This window comes from Microbacterium terricola (assembly GCF_027943945.1).
In the GTDB taxonomy this organism is placed as follows: Bacteria; Actinomycetota; Actinomycetes; order Actinomycetales; family Microbacteriaceae; genus Microbacterium; species Microbacterium terricola.
Genome location: NZ_AP027141.1, coordinates 2,820,288 through 2,836,163, shown reverse-complemented (window position 1 = coordinate 2,836,163; position 15,876 = coordinate 2,820,288). Strand labels below are relative to the sequence as shown.

General features: G+C 69.9%; 12 protein-coding genes. 10 read left to right on the top strand and 2 right to left on the bottom strand.

From position 1 onward, the window contains the following. A complete protein-coding gene (locus tag Microterr_RS13515; RefSeq protein ID WP_263797390.1) occupies positions 1–897 on the top strand; it encodes a carbohydrate ABC transporter permease in 897 nt (298 codons plus the stop codon). Further along, the gene (locus tag Microterr_RS13510) at positions 894–3,209 is read left to right on the top strand and encodes a beta-xylosidase/alpha-l-arabinosidase (RefSeq protein ID WP_263797391.1); all 2,316 of its coding nucleotides are present in this window, start codon (positions 894–896) and stop codon (positions 3,207–3,209) included. Before Microterr_RS13515 ends, Microterr_RS13510 begins: the two co-directional genes overlap by 4 nt. 48 nt (positions 3,210–3,257) lie before the next feature. Here Microterr_RS13510 and Microterr_RS13505 read toward each other — a convergent pair whose 3' ends face one another. Beyond that, positions 3,258–4,265: a LacI family DNA-binding transcriptional regulator gene (locus Microterr_RS13505; RefSeq protein WP_263797392.1), complete on the bottom strand. Its 1,008-nt coding sequence runs from the start codon at positions 4,263–4,265 to the stop codon at positions 3,258–3,260. Positions 4,266–4,370: 105 nt separating this feature from the next. On the opposite strand from Microterr_RS13505, the gene xylA reads away from it, so the two are divergent. The 8 genes from xylA to Microterr_RS13465 all read left to right on the top strand — a co-directional run bounded on the left by xylA (position 4,371) and on the right by Microterr_RS13465 (position 14,068). Then, positions 4,371–5,558 carry a xylose isomerase gene (xylA, locus tag Microterr_RS13500; RefSeq protein WP_263797393.1) on the top strand — a complete coding sequence of 396 codons (1,188 nt, stop codon included), beginning with the start codon at positions 4,371–4,373 and terminating at the stop codon, positions 5,556–5,558. A 112-nt stretch (positions 5,559–5,670) separates the two neighbouring features. After that, positions 5,671–6,966: a xylulokinase gene (xylB, locus tag Microterr_RS13495; RefSeq protein WP_263797394.1), complete on the top strand. Its 1,296-nt coding sequence runs from the start codon at positions 5,671–5,673 to the stop codon at positions 6,964–6,966. Positions 6,967–7,041: 75 nt separating this feature from the next. Further along, complete coding sequence (locus Microterr_RS13490) at positions 7,042–8,055, top strand: LacI family DNA-binding transcriptional regulator (protein WP_263797396.1); 1,014 nt, start codon at positions 7,042–7,044, stop codon at positions 8,053–8,055. Positions 8,056–8,268: 213 nt separating this feature from the next. Beyond that, on the top strand, positions 8,269–9,636 hold the full coding sequence (locus tag Microterr_RS13485; RefSeq protein ID WP_263797397.1) for an ABC transporter substrate-binding protein: 1,368 nt from the start codon (positions 8,269–8,271) through the stop codon (positions 9,634–9,636). A 67-nt stretch (positions 9,637–9,703) separates the two neighbouring features. Continuing rightward, a complete protein-coding gene (locus Microterr_RS13480) occupies positions 9,704–10,633 on the top strand; it encodes a carbohydrate ABC transporter permease (RefSeq protein WP_263797398.1) in 930 nt (309 codons plus the stop codon). After that, positions 10,630–11,547 carry a carbohydrate ABC transporter permease gene (locus Microterr_RS13475; RefSeq protein ID WP_263797400.1) on the top strand — a complete coding sequence of 306 codons (918 nt, stop codon included), beginning with the start codon at positions 10,630–10,632 and terminating at the stop codon, positions 11,545–11,547. The genes Microterr_RS13480 and Microterr_RS13475 overlap by 4 nt, the downstream gene beginning before the upstream one ends. Continuing rightward, entirely contained in the window at positions 11,544–13,058 is a 1,515-nt protein-coding gene (gene arfA / locus Microterr_RS13470) for an arabinosylfuranosidase ArfA (protein ID WP_263797401.1), read from the top strand. The genes Microterr_RS13475 and arfA overlap by 4 nt, the downstream gene beginning before the upstream one ends. After that, positions 13,058–14,068 (top strand): arabinan endo-1,5-alpha-L-arabinosidase, encoded by a 1,011-nt coding sequence (locus tag Microterr_RS13465; RefSeq protein ID WP_263797402.1) that lies wholly within the window; start codon positions 13,058–13,060, stop codon positions 14,066–14,068. Before arfA ends, Microterr_RS13465 begins: the two co-directional genes overlap by 1 nt. Positions 14,069–14,180: 112 nt before the next feature. Here the strand turns inward: Microterr_RS13465 and pgm are convergent, their stop codons facing one another. Next, positions 14,181–15,821, bottom strand: coding sequence for a phosphoglucomutase (alpha-D-glucose-1,6-bisphosphate-dependent) (pgm, locus tag Microterr_RS13460; RefSeq protein ID WP_263797403.1), 1,641 nt, complete (start codon positions 15,819–15,821; stop codon positions 14,181–14,183). Positions 15,822–15,876 lie beyond the last annotated feature (55 nt).

Here is a 15,876-nt window from a genome sequence, read left to right as displayed (position 1 = left end):
ATGACCGCCACCGCCACCCTCGTCACCTCGCGCAGCGCGCCACCGCCGGCATCCCCCGCCGGTCGCCGCTTCGACTGGGGACAGCCGTTCGTCTACCTGATCGCCCTCGTCATCGCCGCCATCGCCATCGGGCCGGTGCTGTACGTCTTCATCGGCGGCTTCCGCACGACGGCCGACCTGAACGCGAACCCGGCCGGCCTGCCCGACCCGTGGACGTTCCAGAACTGGTCGGCGGTGCTGTCGGCCCCGCGGTTCTGGGGCAACGTGTTCGCCAGCATGGTGCTCGCCACCGCGACCACCGCCGGTGTCGTGATCGCGGGCATCATGGCCGCGTTCGTGCTGGCGCGCTACGACTTCCGCGGCCGGCAGGGGCTGTACACCCTGTTCGCCGCGGGGCTCATGTTCCCTCTCACGGTCGCGGCGCTGCCGCTCACCCTCCTGCTGCGCACCCTCGGGCTGCACGGCACGTATCTCGGCGTGATCATCCCCGGAATCGCCTTCGCCCTGCCCACCACGATCATCATCCTGGTGCCGTTCCTGCGGGCCATCCCCGACGAGCTCGAGGAAGCCGCGACCATCGACGGCGCGACCAGGATGCAGTTCTTCTGGCGCATCCTGCTGCCGCTGTCGAAACCCGGTCTGGTGACCGTGGGCATCCTCGCGTTCGTGGCGAGCTGGAACGGCTACCTGCTGCCGCTGCTCGTGATCAGCACCGGGTCGCTGCCGCAGGAGCTCTGGCCGCTGCCGCTCGGGGTCACCCAGTTCTCGACCCAGTACTCGCAGGACACCGGCGCCGTGCTCGCCTACACGTCGCTGGCGATGATCCCGGCACTGGTGTTCTTCCTGATGGCAGAGAAGCGCATCGTCGGCGGCCTCACCGGGGCGGTGAAGGGATGACCCGCGTCGACGAGCTCATCGCCCAGATGACGCTCGAGGAGAAGATCGCCCAGCTGTACGGCGTGTGGGTCGGCGCGTCCGACGAGGGCGGCGACGTCGCCCCGCACCAGCACGACCTGGACGACGCCGTGGACCTCGACGAGATCCTCCCCTCCGGACTCGGCCAGCTCACCCGGCCGTTCGGCACGAAACCCGTCGACGCGGCCACCGCCGCGCTCTCCCTCGCCCGCACGCAGGAGCGCATCCGCGCCGCCTCCCGGTTCGGCATCCCGGCGGTGGCGCACGAGGAGTGCCTGGCCGGCTTCGCCGCGTGGGGCGCGACCGCGTACCCCGTGCCGCTGTCCTGGGCGGCCACGTTCGACCCCGACCTCATCGAGGAGATGGGCCGGCGCATCGGCGACGACCTGCGCTCCGTCGGCGTGCACCAGGGCCTCGCTCCCGTGCTCGACGTCGTGCGCGACGCGCGCTGGGGCAGGGTCGAGGAGACGCTCGGCGAAGACCCGCACCTCGTCGCGACCGTGGGCACCGCCTACGTCCGCGGCGTCGAGGGAGCCGGCGTCGTCGCGACCCTCAAGCACTTCGTCGGCTACTCGGCCTCGCGCGGCGGGCGAAACCTCGCGCCCGTCTCGATCGGGCAGCGCGAGCTCAACGACGTGCTGCTTCCGCCCTTCGAGATGGCGGTCCGCGACAGCGGGGTGCGCAGCGTCATGAACGCGTACACCGATCTCGACGGGGTGCCGAGCGCCGCCGACCGGTCGCTGCTCACCGGGCTGCTGCGCGAGACCTGGGGCTTCGAGGGGACCGTCGTCGCCGACTACTTCTCCGTCGCCTTCCTCCGGCTGCTGCACGGCACGGCCGAGACCTGGTCGGATGCTGCCGCACAGGCCCTCGAGGCGGGCATCGACGTCGAGCTGCCCACCGTGAAGACCTTCGGCGAGCCCCTGCGGCGCGCGGTCGAGGAGGGTGCCGTCGACGTCGCGCTCATCGACACAGCCCTGCGGCGCGTGCTCGCCCAGAAGGACGACCTCGGGCTGCTCGACCCGGACTGGTCGGCGGTTCCTCCCGCACTCGCGGGCGCCGACCTGTCCGACCCCGACGCGCTGCGCGGGACGGTCGACCTCGACCCGCCGGAGAACCGCGCGCTCGCCGCGCGGATCGCGGAGCAGGCTGTCGTGCTGGTGCGCAACGACGGGATGCTGCCGTTCACGGCCCCGCGGTCGATCGCGGTCATCGGGCCGAACGCGGACGACCCGTACGCCATGCTCGGCTGCTACTCGTTCCCCGCGCACGTGGTGTCGCAGCATCCAGGCGTCGACATCGGCATCCGGATCCCGACGCTGCTGGAGGCGCTGCGCGCAGAGTTCCCCGACGCGCACATCGCGCACGCCCTCGGCACCTCGGTCGACGGCGGCGAACGCGACGGGTTCGCCGATGCGGTGGAGCTCGCGGCCGCCGCGGACGTCGTCGTGGTGGCCGTCGGCGACCGGGCCGGACTGTTCGGCCGCGGCACGAGCGGTGAAGGCTGCGACGCGGAGACGCTCGACCTGCCCGGCGCGCAGCAGGCGCTCGTCGACGCTGTGCTCGACACCGGAACCCCGACGGTGCTGACGCTGCTGGCCGGACGTCCGTATGCGCTCGGCAGAGCGGTGGCCGAGGCGGGCGGGATCGTGCAGGCGTTCTTCGCCGGCGAAGAGGGCGGGCCGGCGATCGCCGGCGTGCTCAGCGGCCGGGTGAACCCGGTGGGGCGGCTGCCCGTCAGCATCCCGGCCGGGTCCGGATCGCAGCCGACCACGTACCTCGCTGCGCCGCTCGCACGCCGATCGGACGTCTCGAACGTCGACCCGACCGCTGCATTCCCGTTCGGGCATGGACTGTCGTACGGCGCATTCGCGTGGTCGGAGCTGGACTCCGACACGCCGTCGCTCGTCACGGACGGATCGGTGTCGGTGGTGCTCACCGTCACGAACACGGGCGAGCGGGCCGGGGCGGACGTCGTGCAGCTGTACCTGCACGATCCGGTCGCCGAGGTCGCGCGGCCGGTGCAGAAGCTGATCGGCTACGCCCGCGTCGAGCTCGCACCGGGCGAAGCCGCCGACGTGCGCTTCGACGTGCCCGCCGACCTGTTCGCGTACACGGGCCGTGACCTGCAGCGCATCGTCGACGCCGGCGAGGTGGTGCTGAGCGCAGGTCGCTCGAGCGGCGACCTGGTCTCCGCGGTGGCCCTGCGCGTCGAGGGCGAGAGGCGGGTCGTCGACCACACCAGGGCGCTGCGCCCCGGGGTGCGGGTCGGCGAGATCGCAGCGCGGGTCTGATCGCCGGCGCACATTCGTCCGCCGCAGCTGTGCCGCCGAGAGATCCGTTCAGGCCCGGACGGGCGCCGTGCTGCCCCGCACGATGAGGTGGGTGGCGAGGTCCATCCGCAGGTTGTCCGGGCGCTCGCCCTGCGCCATCCGCAGCACGAGCCTGGTCGCCTCCTCGCCCATCCGGCGGAGGGGCTGGTGCACGGTCGTGAGCTGCGGGCTCATCCACCGCGACAGGGCGATGTCGTCGTAGCCGACGACGGAGAGGTCGCCCGGTACGGAGAGCCCCACCTCGCGGCCGGCCGCGATCGCGCCGAGCGCCTGCAGGTCGCTGCCGGCGAAGATCGCGGTCGGCGGATCGGGCAGGGCGAGCAGCTCGCGGGCCTGGATCTCGCCGCCCGTCGGGTGGAAGTCGCCGTAGCGGACCCACGCGGGGTCGATCGGCAGCCCGGCCGCGTTCATGGCCGAGCGGTAGCCGTCCAGCCGGGCGAGTGAGCACATCATGTCGTCGGGCCCGGTGATGGCCGCGATACGCCGGTGCCCGAGCTCGATGAGGTGCCGGGTGGCCATCAGACCGCCCGACCAGTTCGCCGACCCCACCGACGGCACGTCCGGCGACGGGTCTCCGGCCGGGTCGACGATCGCGAAGGGGATGCCGCGGGAGCGGAGCTTGTCGCGGTGCGGGGCGGCGATGTCGGAGAACACCAGGACGACCCCGGCGGGACGGCGCCGCAGCACTCCCTCGATCCAGTCGGGCGCGGGGGAGTGCCGGTTGCCGCTCACCGTCAGCACGACCGACAGCCCGGCGGCCGCGGCGACGTCCTCGACGCCCTCGACGACCTCCATCGACCAGCTGCTGTCGAGCTCGTGGAACACCAGCTCGATGAGCTCCGCCCGCTGCGCGGTCGCCCTGCGGCGGTAGCCGTGGCGGGTGAGGTGCTCCTCGACCCGTGCGCGCGTGCTCGGCGACACATCGGTGCGGCCGTTGAGCACCTTCGAGATGGTGGCGAGCGAGACCCCGGCCTCTTCGGCGATCTGGGCGAGGGTGACCCGCGGTGCTGCTGTCATCTTTCGATCCTAGAGGCCGAAACTATCGAGATCGCGGTAGACGCAGCATCCCCTTCGGGTATAGGTTGTTGTTCACAACAATTGGATCGGACGCGAAGGAGCGCCATGCCCACCCCCACTCGCGAGGACAAGTTCTCGTTCGGCCTCTGGACCATCGGCTACAACGGCACCGACCCGTTCGGCGGCCCGACTCGCCCGCACCTCGACGTCGTGCACGCGGTCGAGAAGCTGGCCGAGCTCGGCGCCTACGGCCTCACCTTCCACGACGACGACCTGTTCGCGTTCGGATCGACGGATGCTGAGCGCCAGACGCAGATCGACCGCCTGAAGGGCGCGCTCGACGACACCGGGCTGATCATCCCGATGGTCACCACCAACCTCTTCTCCGCCCCCGTCTTCAAGGACGGCGGCTTCACCTCGAACGACCGTCAGGTGCGGCGCTTCGCGCTGCGCAAGGTGTTCCGCCAGCTCGACCTCGGTGCCGAGCTCGGTGCGAAGACGTTCGTCATGTGGGGCGGCCGCGAGGGTGCAGAGTACGACTCCGCGAAGGACATCCGCGCGGCGCTGGAGCGCTACCGCGAGGCCGTCAACCTGCTCGGCGACTACGTCACCGACAAGGGCTACGACATCCGCTTCGCGATCGAGCCCAAGCCCAACGAGCCCCGCGGCGACATCCTGCTGCCCACGCTCGGCCACGCGATCGCGTTCATCGACTCGCTCGAGCGCCCCGAGCTCGTCGGCCTCAACCCCGAGGTCGGCCACGAGCAGATGGCCGGTCTGAACTTCGCCGCCGGCATCGCGCAGGCGCTGTACCACGGCAAGCTCTTCCACATCGACCTGAACGGCCAGCGCGGCATCAAGTACGACCAGGACCTGGTCTTCGGTCACGGCGACCTGCACAACGCGTTCGCCCTCGTCGACCTGCTCGAGAACGGCGGCCCCGGTGGGGTGCCCGCCTACGAGGGGCCGCGTCACTTCGACTACAAGCCGAGCCGCACCGAGGACGAGAACGGCGTGTGGGATTCGGCATCGGCGAATATGCGCACCTACCTGCTGCTCAAGGAGCGGGCCGCGGCGTTCCGCGCCGACCCCGAGGTGCAGGAGGCGCTCGAGGCCGCCAAGGTGTTCGAGCTCGCGCAGCCCACCCTGAACGAGGGCGAGAGCTACGACGACTTCCTCGCCGACCGGTCGGCCTACGAGGACTTCGACGCGGACGCCTACATGGGCGGCCACGGCTTCGGCTTCGTGCGCCTGCAGCAGCTGGCGACCGAGCACCTGCTCGGCGCGCGCTGACCCGGCGGTCGCACACCAGCCCCCACCCCGTTTACGGACGGGACACGCCGCTTCCCCGCACGGGCAGGCGGCGTGTCCCGACCGTAAACGGTGAGGGCGAGAAAGGTACGAGATGAGCTACGTGATGGGCGTCGACTCGTCGACGCAGTCGTGCAAGGTCGTCGTGACGGATGCGGCGACCGGCGAGATCGTCCGCGAGGGGCGCGCGTCGCATCCGAACGGCACGTCGGTCGACCCTGAGGCGTGGTGGGTCGCGCTGCAGGAAGCGATCGTCGCGGCCGGCGGGCTCACCGACGTCTCCGCGTGGGCGATCGCCGGGCAGCAGCACGGCATGGTCGTGCTCGACGCCGGCGGGCGGGTGATCCGCGACGCGCTGCTGTGGAACGACACCCGATCGGCGGATGCCGCTGCCGCCCTCACCGCCGAGCTCGGCGCCGAGGCGCTCGCAGAGCGGACCGGGCTGGTTCCGGTCGCCTCCTTCACCTCGACCAAGCTGCGGTGGCTGCGCGACAACGAGTCCGACAATGCGGCGAAGGTGGCCGCCGTCGCGCTGCCGCACGACTGGCTGACCTGGCGCCTGCGCGGCTTCGGCCCTGACGCCGAGGGCGGCGCGGCGCTCGACGAACTCGTCACCGACCGCTCGGACGCCTCGGGCACCGGCTACTGGAGCCCGGCGACGGGCGACTACGACCGCGAGCTGCTCGCGGCGGCGCTCGGCCACGACGCCGTGCTGCCGCGGGTGCTCGGGCCGCGGGAGCACGTCACCGACGCCGATGGGCGCCTGGTCGGCCCCGGCGCAGGCGACAACGCCGGCGCGGCGCTGGGCCTCGCTGCCGGGCCGGGCGACGTCGTCGTCTCGATCGGCACCTCGGGCACCGTGTTCGCGGTGAGCGAGGAGCGCACGATCGATCCGACCGGCACGGTCGCGGGCTTCGCCGATGCCGACGGCAACTTCCTGCCGCTGGTGGCGACGCTCAACGCCGCGCGCGTGCTCGACGCGGTCGCCGGGCTGCTCGGAGTGGACCACGGTGAGCTCAGCCGGCTCGCGCTCGCGGCGGAGCCCGGCGCGGGAGGCCTGTCGCTCGTCCCGTACTTCGAAGGAGAGCGGACCCCCAATCTGCCGGATGCGACAGCATCCCTCACCGGGATGACGCTCGCCTCCACGACCCGCGAGAACCTCGCGCGCGCGGCGGTGGAGGGGATGCTGTCGGGTCTCGGCGCGGGCCTGGAGGCCCTGCGCGGGCTCGGCGTGCCGCTCGAGCGCGCACTGCTCATCGGCGGAGGCGCGCAGTCCGAGGCGGTCCGAACGATCGCGCCGCTGGTGCTGGGGCTTCCGGTCGACGTGCCGGAGCCGGCGGAGTACGTCGCCCTCGGCGCCGCACGGCAGGCCGCGCGTCTGGCGGGGTGAACCCGGCCGCGAACCGGCGGCGTCCCGTGATTGCAACGTTGTAGAGTCGGGGGTGCGCTGGGGAGAGGAGTGCCCGTGTCGGTGACCCTGCATGATGTGGCTCGCGCCGCCGGGGTGTCGATCAAGACGGTCTCGAACGTCATCAACGACTACCCCCATGTGCGCCCCGCCACGCGCGCGCGGGTCAACGAGGCGATCGGCGAGCTGGGCTACCAGCCGAATCTGTCTGCGCGGAGCCTGCGCTCCGGCCGCACCGGAGCCATCGCCCTCGCGCTCCCCGAGCTGAGCCTGAGCTACTTCGCCGAGCTCGCCGATTCGGTCATCCGCGCTGCAGAGCGCGTGGGCCAGGTCGTCATCATCGAGCAGACCGGCGGCGACCGTGAGCGCGAGCTGCAGCTGCTCTCGAGCTCGCAGCGGAAGATGACCGACGGGCTCATCTTCAGCCCGCTCGGGATGGGCATGGACGACGCGGCGCGCCTCGATGTCTCCTACCCCCTCGTGCTGCTCGGCGAGCGCATCTTCGACGGCCCGACCGATCACGTGACGATGCGCAACATCGATGCGGCCCGTGCGGCGACCGAGTACCTCATCTCGCAGGGCCGCCGCCGGATCGCGATCGTCGGCGCCCACGAGGGAGAGGTCGTCGGATCGGCAGGCCTGCGTCTGCGCGGATATCGCGAGGCGCTCGACGCCGCCGGCATCCCGTTCGACGAGCAGATCATCGCGTACACGACGCTCTGGCACCGCTCGAACGGCGCGACGGCGATGCGGGAGCTCCTCTCGCGCGACGTCGACTTCGACGCGGTGTTCGGGCTCAACGACACGCTCGCGCTCGGTGCGATGCGCGTGCTGCAGGAGGCCGGCTACCGCGTCCCGGGCGACGTGTCCGTGATCGGATTCGACGATCTGGACGAGGCGATGTACTCGCTGCCGAGCCTCACCACGGTCGACCCCGGCCGTGCCGAGATCGCGGAGATCGCCGTGCGATCGCTGATGGAGCGGATCGAGACCCCGCAGGCGGTGGAGGCTCCTCGCCTCCACCTCGCGCAGTTCCGCATCGTCGAGCGCGAGTCGACGGCAACTGCCTGAAGCGCTTGACACGCTCGCGCGACAGGGGCAAGATGCCATTTACAACGTTTACTTTACAACGTTGTAAGTCAGCCGGAGCAAAGGTCGACGGATCGAGGGTGATCGCGTTGGGGCGCAGTGGCCCCAGTCCGAAACCACGCTCGAACGTCCGGCCTGCTGGGTGACGCACCGACAAAGAAGTCCTCACTCACACCCTGAAGGGAACCGAGCACAGTGAAGAAGAAGCTCGCGCTCGCGGCCGGATCGGCCCTGGCGATCACCTGTCTGCTGACCGCCTGCACCGGCGGCAACGGCGGCGAAAGCACCGAGAACGGCAACGGCGGCGAGGCCGCCAGCTGCACCAACACCATCACGAAGACCGACCTCCCCACCGTCACCGTCTGGGGCTGGTACCCCAACATGGACAAGGTCGTCGACAACTTCAACGAGGGCAACGACGAGGTCCAGGCCTGCTGGACGAACGTCGGCCAGGGCAACGACGAGTACGACAAGTTCCAGACCGCGATCTCGGCGGGCACCGGAGCCCCGGACGTGATCATGCTCGAGGCCGACCGCATCCCGAACTACGTGGTGCAGGAGGCACTCGTCGACATCTCCGGCTTCGGCGTCGAGGACGTCAAGGACAACTTCAGCGCCGGCGCGTGGAAGGACGTCTCGGTCGGCTCCGCGGTCTACGGCGCTCCGGTCGATGGCGGCCCCATGGGCATGATCTACCGCACCGACATCTTCGACGAGTACGGCATCACGCCGCCCACCACGTGGGACGAGTACGAGACCGCAGCGCAGAAGATCAAGGATGCCGGCGGGCCGCTCTTCGGCGACCTCGGCGCCAACGTGCCGGCCGTCTTCATGGCCCTCACGATCCAGAACGGCGCGACGCCCTTCACCTACGACCCCGCCACTCCCGAGGAGATCGGCATCAAGGTGAACGACGACGCGTCCAAGGAGGTGCTCGACTACTGGGCCGGTCTCGTCGAGAAGGGCCTCGTGGGAACGCAGGACCAGTTCACGCCCGAGTACATCTCTGGTGTCGTCGGCGGCGACTACGCCACCTACGTCTCGGCCGCATGGGCGCCCGGCTACCTCACCGGTGCCGGCGTCGGCGAAGGCGAGGACGCGGGCAAGTTCGCCGTCGCCCCGCTCCCGCAGTGGGACACCGCGAACCCCGTGTCGGTCAACTGGGGCGGCTCGGCCTTCTCGGTGACCAGCCAGTCGACGCAGCCGGAGCTCGCCGCGAAGGTCGCGCTCGGCATCTACGCCGACGACGCCTCCCTCACGGACGGCTGGCAGAACCAGATCATCTTCCCGCTGAACAACAACGTCCTCACCTCGGACGAGTTCGTCGACGCGGAGGTCGGGTTCTTCAACGGACAGCAGGCCAACAAGGAGGTGTACGTCCCCGCGGCGGACGCCTACGAGGGCTTCACCTACAGCCCGTTCGGCTCGTTCTACTACGCCGAGTTCACGAAGGAGCTCGCCGCGATCAACGCCGGCGAGAAGACCGGATCCGAGGCCGCCGACAGCCTGCAGAAGACGCTCGTCGACTACGCCACCGAGCAGGGCTTCACCGTCACCGAGTAGTCCTCTCGCCCGGGCCGGCTCCGCTCTCGGGGTCGGCCCGGCGCGTCCCCACCGCAAGGATCAGCACATGACAACTACGACTCTCGCGCCGGCGAAGCCGCGCGCAGGCTCCAGACGGGCGTTGCGTCGCCGCTCGGCAGTGGGGTGGATCTTCATCGCCCCGTTCGGGATCGTCTTCTCGATCTTCCTCATCGCACCGCTGGCCTACGCGTTCTACCTCTCGCTGTTCAAGAAGGCGCTCATCGGCGGCACCCAGTTCGTCTGGTTCGACAACTACCTGAAGGCGTTCACCGACGACAGCTTCCTCAACGGCGTCTGGTTCGTCGTCCGCTTCTCGATCGTCCTGATCCCGCTGCAGATGCTCGTCTCGCTGGTGATCGCACTCGTCCTGGATGCGGTGGTCACGCGGTTCACCCGCTTCTCGCGGCTCATGGTCTTCCTGCCGTACGCGATCCCCGCCGCGATCGGCGCCCTCATGTGGGGCTTCCTGTACAGCGACAACTTCGGCCCGCTGAGCGACCTCTTCGGGCTGTTCGGCCAGACGGCCCCCGACTTCCTGAGCCCTGACCTGATCTTCTTCGGCCTGCTGAACGTCGTCACCTGGCAGTGGGCGGGCTACTACATGATCATCCTGTACGCGGCGCTGCAGGGCATCGACCCGTCGATCTACGAGGCGGCGCGCATCGACGGCGCGAACGCGTGGCAGATCGCGGTGCGCATCAAGGTGCCCATGGTGAGCAGCGCGCTCCTGCTGATCCTCGTGTTCGCCCTCATCGGGACGCTGCAGTTCTTCAACGAGCCGATGATGCTGAAGTTCCTGGCAGCGGGATCCATCGGGCCCGACTTCACCCCCAACATGTACGCGTACCAGCAGGCGTTCGCGCTGGCGAACTTCAACTACGGCTCGGCGATCTCGTTCGCGCTCGGCTTCGTCGTCTTCGTCTGCGTGTACATCTTCATGTTCGCAACGCGCAAGCGGGGAGGGTTCCTGCGATGACCACCACTCGGACTCTCACGGTGCCCGGTCGGGCCGCCACGGCCCCCGGAGTCGGCCACGGGCCGAAGCAGCCGCGGCGCATCGGCATCCAGGTCATGCTCGGCCTGCTCGTCGTCTACTTCCTGATCCCGTTCTGGTGGATCGTCGTCAACTCGTCGAAGGACGCCGCTGGACTGTTCGGCGGCGGGAACTCGCTGTGGTTCGCCGACACGATCGACTACCTCGGCAACCTGCAGCAGCTCTTCACGTACAACGGCGGCATCTACGTGCAGTGGCTCCTGAACTCGGCGTTCTACGCGCTGACGGGCGGAGTGGGCGCGACCGTCCTCGCCGTGCTCGCCGGATACGGCTTCGCCAAGTACGCCTTCCGGGGTCGTGACTTCACGTTCGCGCTGCTGCTGGGCTCGGTGATGGTGCCCCTCACGGCCCTCGTCATCCCGACGTTCATCATGCTGTCGCAGGTCAACCTCACCAACACGGTGTGGGCGGTCATCCTGCCGTCGCTGCTCAACCCGTTCGGCGTCTACCTCATGACCGTCTACGTGCGCGACTCGGTGCCCGACGAGCTGATCGACGCGGCGCGCGTCGACGGCGCAGGGGAGTGGCGCACGTTCTTCCAGGTGGCTCTTCCGCTGATGCGCCCGGCGGTCGTCACGGTGCTGCTGCTGTCGATCGTCGCGACGTGGAACAACTTCTTCCTCCCGCTGGCGATGCTGCAGAACAACCGCCTGTTCCCCGTCGTGGTCGGCATCAACCAATGGCAGAGCCTCGCTGCGGCGAACAACGGCGGCGGCACGTCGCTGTGGAGCCTCATCATCATCGGCTCGCTCGTCTCGATCGTGCCACTCATCATCGCGTTCCTGTCCCTGCAGAAGTACTGGCAGGGCGGCCTCTCCCTGGGAAGTCTCAAGTGATCTCTGCTCGCCTCACCATCGATCCCCGCTTCGCCGTCGGACCGATCAACCGCCGCCTCTTCGGCTCGTTCGTCGAGCACCTGGGTCGCTGCGTCTACGACGGCATCTACGAACCCGGGCACCCCACAGCCGACGCCGAGGGCTTCCGTCAGGACGTCATCGATCTGGTCAGCGGACTCGGCGTCTCCGCCATCCGGTATCCGGGCGGCAACTTCGTCTCCGGGTTCCGCTGGGAGGACAGTGTCGGCCCGAAGGAGGAGCGTCCGCGGCGGCTCGACCTGGCCTGGCACTCGACCGAGACCAACGAGGTGGGCCTGCACGAGTTCGCGTCGTGGCTCGACAAGGTCGGCAGTGAGCTCATGCTCGCGGTGAACCTCGGCACCCGCGGGACGCTCGAAGCCCTCGACCTGCTCGAGTACTCGAACATCCGCGGCGGCACGGCGCTGTCCGACCGTCGCGTGGCGAATGGCCGTGCCGAGCCGTTCGACGTGCGCATGTGGTGCCTCGGCAACGAGATGGACGGCCCCTGGCAGCTCGGGCATCGCTCGGCCGACGACTACGGCAAGATCGCGTCGCAGACCGCCAAGGCGCTGCGGCAGGTCGACCCCGACCTCGAGCTCGTCGTGTGCGGCTCGTCGAGCGCGCACATGCCGACGTTCGGCGAGTGGGAGCGGGTCGTGCTCACCCACACGTACGACGACGTCGACTACATCTCGTGCCACGCCTACTACGAGGAGCGCGGCGGAGACCTGGGCAGCTTCCTCGCGTCGGCCGTCGATATGGACCACTTCATCGAGACGGTCGTCGCGACCGCCGACCACGTCGGCGCCGTCAAGGGCAGCACGAAGAAGATCGACATCTCGTTCGACGAATGGAACGTCTGGTACATCGACCGCTACCACGGCGTCGACAAGATCACCGGGGTCGACAACTGGCCGGTCGCCCCGCGCCTGCTGGAAGACGCGTACTCGGTGGCGGATGCCGTCGTCTTCGGCAACCTGATGATCTCGCTGCTCAAGCACGCCGACCGGGTGACGAGCGCTTCGCTCGCGCAGCTCGTCAACGTGATCGCCCCGATCATGACCGAGCCGGGCGGACCCGCCTGGAAGCAGACGACGTACTTCCCGTTCGCGACGACCTCGCGCCTCGCGGTGGGGCACGCGCTCGAGGTGCGCCTCGAGTCGCCCACGTACACGACCGAGGTCTACGGGGAGGTGCCGGTGCTCGACGCCGTGGCCACTCACGACCCCGAGACCGGCGCGGTCGCGCTCTTCCTGGTCAACCGCGACCAGAACGAGTCGCATGAGGTGACCGTGGACATCTCGGCGATGTCCGGGCTCGTCGTCACCGAGGCGGTGTCGCTGTGGGACGACGACCGCTCGGCCGCGAACACCCTCCACGACACCGAGCGCGTCGGGCTGAAGCCCAACGACTCGGCGACCGTCGAGGGCGGTCGCCTGACCGTGACGCTTCCTCCGGTCTCCTGGACGGCTGTCTCGCTCAGCGCCTGATGACTCGTCGACGGATGCTGCGGGCTCACCCGATCGTGGCGCTCGCGGTCGCGGCGGCCGCAGCATCCGCTCTCCTCACGGGGTGCGCGCCGGCGGCGTCGGGCGCGCGGGAGCTGACCGGCGATCTCGCGACCCACGATCCCGCCTATGCGGTCTCGGGCGATGTCGAGTACGTGTACTCCACGGGTGACCCGAACGTCGCCGACGGGAACATCCAGATCAGGTCGTCGGCCGACGGCACGACGTGGAACGCGCGCGGCGCGGTGTGGGACGAGAAGCCCGACTGGCTCAGTGAGGCGGTGCCGGGCGTCTCGAATCTGTGGGCACCCGAGCTGATCGAGCACGACGGCACGTGGTACCTCTACTACGCGGCGTCCACCTTCGGCCAGAACACCTCGGTCATCGCGCTCGCGACGAACACGACGCTCGATCCCGACGACCCGGATTACCGCTGGGTGGATCGGGGCGAGGTCATCTCGTCATCTCCGGCCGACGATTTCAACGCCATCGACCCGGGCGTGATCGTCGACGAGGCGGGCGACCCGTGGCTGGCGTTCGGATCCTTCTGGAGCGGCATCCGCATGGTGTCGCTCCAGTGGCCGGACGGCGGACGAGCGGATGCTGCGGAGCCGCTGCGCTTGGCCGACCGCGGCGTGCCGCCGAACGCCATCGAGGCGCCGTACATCGTCGAGCACGATGGCGACTACTTCCTGTTCGTCTCGTTCGACTCCTGCTGCAAGGCGCTCGCGAGCACGTACCGCGTGATGGTGGGCCGGGCGGATGCCGTGACGGGCCCGTACGTGGATCGAGCCGGCGTGCCGCTCCTGGAGGGCGGCGGCACCAGTGTGCTCGAGGGCGACGGGCAGGTCCACATCGGCCCAGGCGGGCAGTCCTCCGCCGCCGGCACACTCGCGGTGCACTACTACGACGGGCGGCTCAACGGGGCGTTCCAGCTCGCACTGCTGCCCCTCGTCTGGGACGCCGAGGGCTGGCCGACGGTCACCTGGTGACTTCGCCAGGGTTCGGGTGTCCGTTCGTGCCGCTCCGGCGGGCGCGAGCGACCACAACTGCCACCTGAACAGCCGGGTCGGTGAGCGAGCGCAGCGAGACGAAACGCCCCGGTCAGCTCCCGAGGGCGGCCGCGACGACCGCGCGGGCCTCTTCCTGCACCTGCTTGAGGTGGTCCTCGCCGCGCAGCGACTCGGCGTACAGCTTGTACACGTCCTCGGTCCCCGATGGACGGGCCGCGAACCAGGCGTGCTCGGTCTGCACCTTGAGGCCGCCGATCGCGGCCCCGTTGCCCGGGGCGTGCGACAGCTTGCCCGTGATGGGCTCGCCCGCGAGCTCGGTCGCGGTGACCGCATCCGGTGCCAGCTTGGCGAGCTGCGCCTTCTGCGCGGGCGTCGCCGGGGCGTCCACCCGCTGGTAGGCCGAGGCGCCGAACTGCTCCTCGAGCTCGGCGTACCGCTGCGAGGGGGTCTTGCCCGTGACCGCGAGGATCTCCGCGGCGAGCAGGCACAGGATGATGCCGTCCTTGTCGGTGGTCCACACCGTGCCGTCGAAGCGCAGGAACGAGGCGCCTGCCGACTCCTCGCCGCCGAAGGCGACCGAGCCGTCGAGCAGGCCGGGAACGAACCACTTGAACCCGACCGGCACCTCGAGCAGGGTGCGCCCGAGCGACTCCGCGACACGGTCGATGATCATCGACGAGACCAGCGTCTTGCCGATCGCGGCATCGGCGGGCCAGCCGTCGCGGTGCGCGTACAGGTAGTCGATCGCGACCGCGAGGTAGTGGTTCGGGTTCATCAGCCCCGCGTCCGGGGTCACGATGCCGTGCCGGTCGGCATCCGCGTCGTTGCCCGTGAGGATGTCGTAGTCGTGGCGCTTCGCGACCAGCGAGGCCATCGCCGACGGCGATGACGGATCCATCCGGATCTTCTCGTCCCAGTCCAGGGTCATGAACCGCCAGGTCGGGTCGACATCGGGGTTCACCACGGTCAGGTCGAGCTCGTAGATCTCGGCGATGAGCGCCCAGTACTCCACCGACGCGCCGCCCAGCGGGTCGGAGCCGATCCGCACGCCCGCACGCTTGATCGCCTCGACGTCGATGATGTTCGCGAGGTCGCGCACGTACGCGTCGCGGAAGTCGTACTCGCCGAGCGCGTCACCGTCGATGTCCTTGTACGGCGTGCGGTGCACCCCGTCGAGCCCGGCCGCGATCAGCTCGTTCGCGCGGTCGGCGATCCAGCCGGTCGCGTCGGTGTCGGCCGGTCCGCCGTTCGGCGGGTTGTACTTGAAGCCGCCGTCGCGGGGCGGGTTGTGCGAGGGGGTCACGACGATGCCGTCGGCGCGGCCGGGGTCGTCGAGCGCGCGGCCCTTGTTGTACGTCAGGATCGCGTGCGAGAGCGAGGGCGTCGGCACCCACGAGTCGCGGGAGTCGACGCGCACGTCCACGCCGTTCGCGATCAGCACCTCGATGGCGCTGCGCTCGGCCGGCAGCGACAGGCCGTGCGTGTCGCGGCCGAGGAAGAGCGGCCCGCCGATCCCCTGGCCGTTGCGGTAGTCGACGATCGCCTGGGTGGTCGCGAGGATGTGGTCCTCGTTGAAGCTGGTCGACAGGGCCGACCCGCGGTGGCCGCTGGTGCCGAAGGCGACCCGCTGCTCGGGCACCGCCGCATCCGGCTTCTTGTCGTAGTACGCCGAGATCAGTTCATCGATGTCGATGAGGTCGGATGCTTCGGCCGGCTGTCCTGCGCGAGTCATGGGCCTAGTCTGCCCCGTCCACGGCGATACCGCGCCCCCGGGTTCGCCTGAAGTC